Here is a 6072-nt window from a genome sequence, read left to right on the forward strand (position 1 = left end):
GTCGGCGGAGCCACCCGATTCAGCTCCTCGAACCACTTCCTCGTTACGTGGAGCTCGGTGGGTGGCGGGTCCTCGCCGGTATCGATGGCGATCAGAAACCGCTGGCCGTCGGGTGAGATATCCAGGACCTCGGCCGCGCGATGGCCTCGCGGCAGATTCAGAATCGGGCGCGGGGGCTCGGCGTGGAACCCGTCAACGGAAACGCTGTAGCCGACCGCCATCAGCTCGTCTCCCGAGACGAAGTAGAGCTCGTCCCTCGTCGGGGACCAGACGGGATTCGCCCCGCCGCGCGAAGACACCCTGACGCGTCCCGTTCCGTCGGGAACGCGCTGCACGTAGACCTCCGAGCGGCCCGATGCGAAGGATCGGAACGCGATCCAGGCGCTGTCCCGGGAGAAGCTCGCCGAGTTTTCCTCGAATGGCGTGTTCGCCACGGGAACGATGTCGGAGGGCTCATCGACTCGAGCGATTGCGAGGTCCTCGCCGGTTTCGATTCGGTACTCTCTCAGAGCGAGCCAACGGCCGTCGGGGGAGACTCCGTACGCCGCCTCGTCGATGTCTCTTGCCAAAAGCGGCTCTTCCGACCCGAGGGCCTCGGCCGGCTTCACGAAAATATCGTAGGCGCCCCGACGCGCCGAAGTATAGACGATGCGCTTTCCGTCGGGGGTCCAGTGCGCATCGAAACTGTGGGAATCGCGCGTGAGTTTTTCCTCGTTACCTCCCTCGAGGTCGTAGATCCAGATGCCGTACGACCCGACGTCGATGCGGCTCACCGCCACCCGCCGGCCAGCCGGATCGAGATCGGCGGTATTGATCGCAGCCGATTCGAAGGGAAGCTTCTCGATGGCTCCATTTCGATCGAGCCACAAGAGCTTGCTCCTCGGGTAGAACGAGCCTCCTCCAGGAACGCTCACCGCGATTCCACCTTCCGAGACGCCGAAGAAGGCTTGGGGGCCCCCGGTGGGGGTGAGCCCACGCGTGTCCGGGAGAATCGGGACGGGCGGCCCCAGCGCTTCCACCCGTACGGGATCGAACGGCATCGCCTGATAGATTCCCGACAGGTAGTAGATGACGTGTCCGCTTCGCGCATATCGGGCCCGCATTCCGGGAAACAGATGTTTCCACGTCATGGACTCGAGATCGAGAGCCGCCACCAATGAGGTTCCCTTGTCGGTGAAGACGGTGAAGAGAGCGCTCTTGCCTCCCGGCAGAAAGTCGGGCCACCAGTGGCCCACTTCGCCGCGGCTCGCATCGGGCACGGTGATGTGCGACGCCTCGCCCCCCTCTTCCGAGACCCGATAGAAGCCGGAGATCCAGTTCCCCGAGAACCAGATGGTGCCATCGGGCCCCCACGTGGCTCCAGGGCCGTCGCCGAATGCGTCGGTGAGGACGACGGGCGCTCCTCCGAGGACCGAGACCTTCTTGAGCTTGTCGCCGGAGAAGAAGCCGATCCACAGGCCGTCCGGCGAAAAGAAAGGCCACGTCGCGTCTTCGCCGCCGGGAACGACCTGGGAGTCGAGCGCGTCGATCGGCCTCAGGTAGAGCTTGCGCTCGTCGCCTTGGATTCCCACGTAGGCGATCCACCTTCCGTCGGGAGAGATCGCAGGGGATTCGACCGAGAGCGCCGGCTCCGATGCCGGGGGTGCGATGACAAAGCGCTCGATTCCGCCCGCCGGGGCTTGCCCGAGGCCGCGAGCGACTAGCCACGCCAGGATGGCCCCGACGGCGATAGCCCCGAGCAGCGACGGCACCGCCCATCGATTCGGGCGGGGCGCGGGCATCGGAGGCTCGTCAGCGTCGAGAAGCTCGAGCCGGGCGTCGGCGACGTCGTGGAAACGCTTTTCTCGATCTTTCGTGAGGCAACGTCGAAGAACGTCCCGGGCGCGCCAGGGGGTATTGGGCGGAAGCGACTCCCAGGAGACGTCCTTGTGGATTACGTTCGCCAACACGTCGGTCACCGACTCGCCGTCGAAAGCCTTGCGGCCGGCGAGGGCCTCGAAGAGCATGCACCCGAACGCCCAGACGTCGGTCCGCTTGTCGACGAGCTTCCCCCTCGCCTGCTCCGGGCTCATATACGAGGCCGTCCCGAGAATGACCCCGGCCCCGGTGGCGTCTCGGGTGAGGGTCGGCGAAAGGGAGAGGTCGGTGGGCGGCTCCTCCGCGGAAAAGGCTTTGGCGAGGCCGAAGTCGAGAATCTTGATCCGCCCTTGTGGCGTGATCTTGATGTTCGCCGGCTTGAGGTCGCGGTGAACGACCCCTACGGCATGCGCCGCTTCGAGCGCCTCGGCGATCTGGGCGAAGAGCTGAACCGTTTCTTCGAGCGAAACCGCTCCTCGATCGATTCGCTGAGCGAGCGTCTCTCCGGACACGAGCTCCATCACCAGGAACGTGAGAGATTCCGCTCGCTCGAGACCGTGGAGGGTCGCGATCCCCGGATGATTCAACGATGCCAGGACCCGCGCTTCGCGCTCGAAGCGAGCGAGGCGCTGGGCGTCCTGCTGAAACGCTTCGGGAAGCACCTTGATAGCGACTTCTCTTCCGAGCTTCCGATCCTTGCTGCGGTAGACCTCACCCATTCCGCCCGAGCCGATGAGCTCGAGGATCTCGTACTCGCCGAGTCGGGTTCCGGGGGGAAGCGCCATGAGCCCCGCGATTATAGAAGACGCCGGTGCGGACCTCGTCGGTATTGTGGATGAAAAGCCCGCCGCACGCCCGCATCGGGCTGCTCGACGGAATCATGGGTCTTGTCGCCGACTTCAGAACGCGGAACTTCTCGAAGCTCTCCTCACCCAAGGCGCGTACTGTCGGAGACCCCGAGACCGTGCTCGAGACAGTAGCAGGCTCGTCAGAACTGGGCGCGCTTGATTCGTTCTCCTGTTGCATCTGATTCATGAATCAGATATCATCCGTCTCATGACACGAAGGACCACAATTGCCGCGGAGGACGAAGTTCTGGAGACCCTTCGGGCGGAGGCCAGGAGGAAGGGGGTCTCGCTCGCCACGCTGGTGGGTGAGTTCTTGAAGGAGAAAGCGGAGGAGCTGCGTCGTAGCCGTCGTCCGCACGTGGGAATTGGACGGTCCGGGTCGGGTGTGTCCCAGGACAGTGTGGATCGCGAAGACCTTCCTGCGGCCCAGTAAGTGTCTCTCGTTCTCGATACGGGCCCCATCCTGGCGGTTCTCGACGCGGACGATCCCGCGCACGCTCGTTGTGTGGATGTTCTGGAAGAGATCCAGGAACCTCTCATCGTCGTAGCGGCGACCTTGGTGGAGATCGACTACTGGATTCGCAAAAGATTGCAGGCCGAGGTGTGGTCTATTTTCCTCGCGGACATTGCGGAAGGTGCGTACCGTTTGGAGCAGCTCTCGATCGCAGAAATGAGGCGCGTGGCCGATCTCCAGGCGGAGTATCGAGACCTGGACCTGGGTATGGTGGATGCGGCGGTCATGGTCACTTGCGAAAAGCTTGGGGAGCAGAAAGTGGCGACGCTCGACCAGCGGCACTTCGGCGCGGTGCGGCCTCGGCACGCCGATCATTTCCTGATCCTGCCGGCGTAGCGAGCGAGCCATTTGAACGCGATCGACCTGCTCCGAAGGAGGCCAAGAATCTATGATGATCGAGTCAGATGACTCAAGGCTCTTCTCTCTACCGCGCGAGCGTCACTGTGCTCCGCGTGCTCGTGCAGGTGTTTTTTCGCCGGGTCGAGGTTTCGGGGCTCGAGAATCTTCCTTCCTCGGGCGGTGGGATCTTCATCGCCTGGCATCCGAACGCACTACTCGACGGAACGCTCATCCTGAGCCAGTACCCGGGACGCATCGTGGTCGGCGCACGGCACGGGCTTTTTCGTTGGCCGATTCTCGGATGGATGATGCGCGCGCTCGGGGTGGTGCCGGTTTATCGCCGCCGGGATTTTCCTTCGGAGGACGAGCGAGCGCGGCTGGAGGCGAACCGAGAGAGTCTCGACAAGATGGCGCGTGCGGTGGTGGAGGAGGCGTTTGCGCTTCTGTTTCCCGAGGGGCAGAGCCACGACGCGCCCTACCTGACGGAGCTCAAGACGGGAGCCGCGAGACTTTACTATCGCGCTCGGGAGTTGACACCTCCGGGAGCGCCACCGCCGGTCATCATTCCGGTTGGGCTCCACTACGATCAGAAGTCGCTCTTCCGGTCGAGCGCGCTCGTCATCTTTCATTCGCCGCTCGAGCTCGAAGCGCCGGTTGCCAACCCTCCCGCTTCAACGGCGAGCGAGGACGAGCGGCGAGCACATTACCGGACGCTCACGGATACGCTCGAGCGCAGCTTGCGCAACGTCGCCCACGCGACGGAAAGCTGGGAACTCCACCACACGATGCACCGGGCGCGAAAGTTGTTTCGCGCGGAGTACGCGCATCGAAGAGGGAAGACTGTCGAGCGCCCGGATATGAAAGAACGCGTTCTCGCCTTCAGAAGGGTCTGGGCGGGATACAACGAGCGGCTGCGAACCCATCCCCGAGAGGTCGAGCGGATCGTGGCGCGACTTCGTGAGTACGACCGCGATTTGCGTGCCCTCGGTGTGGAAGACCACGAGCTCTACGCTACCGGAAAGTTCTCAATGGGGCTGGCGTTTCGGATCGCGCTTCAGGCGTTTCTTATTTACTTCGTTCTGCCGCCGCTATTCGTCATCGGTTATGTCGTGAACCTGCCCGCGGGGCTTCTGGTGTGGGCGGCGTCGAAGTGGGCGGCGGGCGAGCCCAAGGACATCGCCTCGGCGAAGCTGGTCGTGGGCGCGTTGGCGTTCCCGCTCACGTGGCTAGCAGTCGCCCTTCTCGTGGGATGGGGCCACACGAGGCTCTCGGGGCTCTACCCTCAGATTTCCCAGGCGCCGGTGCTGACGGGAGCGCTTGCTTTCGTCTCGAGCGCGGTGAGCGCCTACGTCGTACTCCATTATCAGATGCTTGCGCGCCAGACGTTTCGCGCGGTGCGGGTTCGCTTGACTCGCTGGCGGCGATCGCATGCGCTCGAGGCCTTGCGGGCGGAGCGCGCTTCACTCTTCGACGAGCTCACTCGGCTCTCGCAGGCGGACTAGGCGGTGCGACGACGAGGGGTTCCGCGAGAAGGCGGCATCGACCTCACTCGCCAGAAGTCGTCTGCGAGGCGGTAGATGCGGCGATCGTTGCTGCGGCAACGACAAGAGACTTGCCGCTCATCACTCGGGATCAAGGGATTACCGATTCCGGAATCGTCGCTGTGTTGTGGTAGCGGGCTCCTACTTCATTTCTTAGCGGGCCCGAGACGTCTACGAAGTCTAGCCGCCCCCACCCTTTCGGTTTTCACGCCGCGAGAAACTCGGCGAAGAGCTCGTCGACGCTGCGACGTTTCGAGGTGAGACCATCGAGAAACGCCGATTCACAGAACGCTTCGACCTGCCCTCGGTTTCTCTCCAGGCCGTGCATCGCGTAGTCCCGCCCCATGAGCAAATCCGTCTCCTCGACCTCGGCGATGAGCCAGGGAGGGCCGTAGGGAAAAAGGTGCTGATTCGCCTGGAACTGCGCCTCGCACTCGTCGAATGCGGCGACGAGCTTCCGGCCGACGGAGCGATCCTGCTCCCACGCATCCCGCTTCAGCACGACCACGTGCTGCGGCGGGTAACAACGGGTCTCCTCGAAGTACCGCTTCTCCACCGTGCGAAAGTCCGGAACGAGCCGAGCGAGCGGCCCGTCCACCGGGTGATACGACTTTGGTGGGATGGGAGCGAAGACGGCGTCGACCTCACCCGCCAGGAGGAGATCCACGAGCGAGCGGCCCTCGGGCGCGTCGCGAACATGAGACGGAAAAGGAGCGACGGAGCTGACCTTCGAAGGCGCGTCGACCCCTCCCACGATCCAGGTCATCTTCGCCGGATCGACCGCGAGGTGGCGCAGGAGGTGCCGATACCAGACCGAGCCGCTCGCGGCCCAGCTGTAGACGCCGACGCGGCGGCCGCTCAGATCGGCCGGTCTCATCGCGTCGCCTTTTCTAATATAGATGTCGCGGGCGGTGAAATTGCGCAGAGGAAACACCGGGACGGCCACGAGCGAGCGGTCGCCCCGATCGACGCG

5 protein-coding genes are annotated in these 6072 nt (G+C 64.0%); 3 read left to right on the forward strand and 2 right to left on the reverse strand.

The window, feature by feature from the left end; translation table 11 throughout:
* Positions 1–2642: protein kinase (locus VEK15_15615; protein ID HXV62127.1), on the reverse strand; the 2642-nt coding region annotated here is incomplete at its 3' end.
* A gap of 271 nt (positions 2643–2913) precedes the next feature.
* Between VEK15_15615 and VEK15_15620 the strand changes: the two genes are divergently transcribed.
* The 3 genes from VEK15_15620 to VEK15_15630 all read left to right on the forward strand — a co-directional run bounded on the left by VEK15_15620 (position 2914) and on the right by VEK15_15630 (position 5060).
* Positions 2914–3138 carry a hypothetical protein gene (locus tag VEK15_15620; protein HXV62128.1) on the forward strand — a complete coding sequence of 75 codons (225 nt, stop codon included), beginning with the start codon at positions 2914–2916 and terminating at the stop codon, positions 3136–3138.
* Positions 3139–3555 carry a VapC toxin family PIN domain ribonuclease gene (locus tag VEK15_15625; protein ID HXV62129.1) on the forward strand — a complete coding sequence of 139 codons (417 nt, stop codon included), beginning with the start codon at positions 3139–3141 and terminating at the stop codon, positions 3553–3555.
* Positions 3556–3623: 68 nt separating this feature from the next.
* Positions 3624–5060, forward strand: a complete 1437-nt coding sequence (locus tag VEK15_15630; protein ID HXV62130.1) for a 1-acyl-sn-glycerol-3-phosphate acyltransferase — start codon at positions 3624–3626, stop codon at positions 5058–5060.
* Between the two features lie 244 nt (positions 5061–5304).
* Here the strand turns inward: VEK15_15630 and VEK15_15635 are convergent.
* Positions 5305–6072, reverse strand: a 768-nt coding sequence (locus tag VEK15_15635) for a hypothetical protein (protein ID HXV62131.1), incomplete at its 5' end; no start/stop codon positions are given.

The organism is Vicinamibacteria bacterium, assembly GCA_035620555.1.
In the GTDB taxonomy this organism is placed as follows: domain Bacteria; phylum Acidobacteriota; class Vicinamibacteria; order Marinacidobacterales; family SMYC01; genus DASPGQ01.

Bases quoted from the DNA above. Each gene is read 5' to 3' on its own strand.
- VEK15_15620 (HXV62128.1), top strand. From the start codon at position 2,914: ATGACACGAAGGACCACAATTGCCGCGGAGGACGAAGTTCTGGAGACC.
- VEK15_15630 (HXV62130.1), top strand. From the start codon at position 3,624: ATGACTCAAGGCTCTTCTCTCTACCGCGCGAGCGTCACTGTGCTCCGC.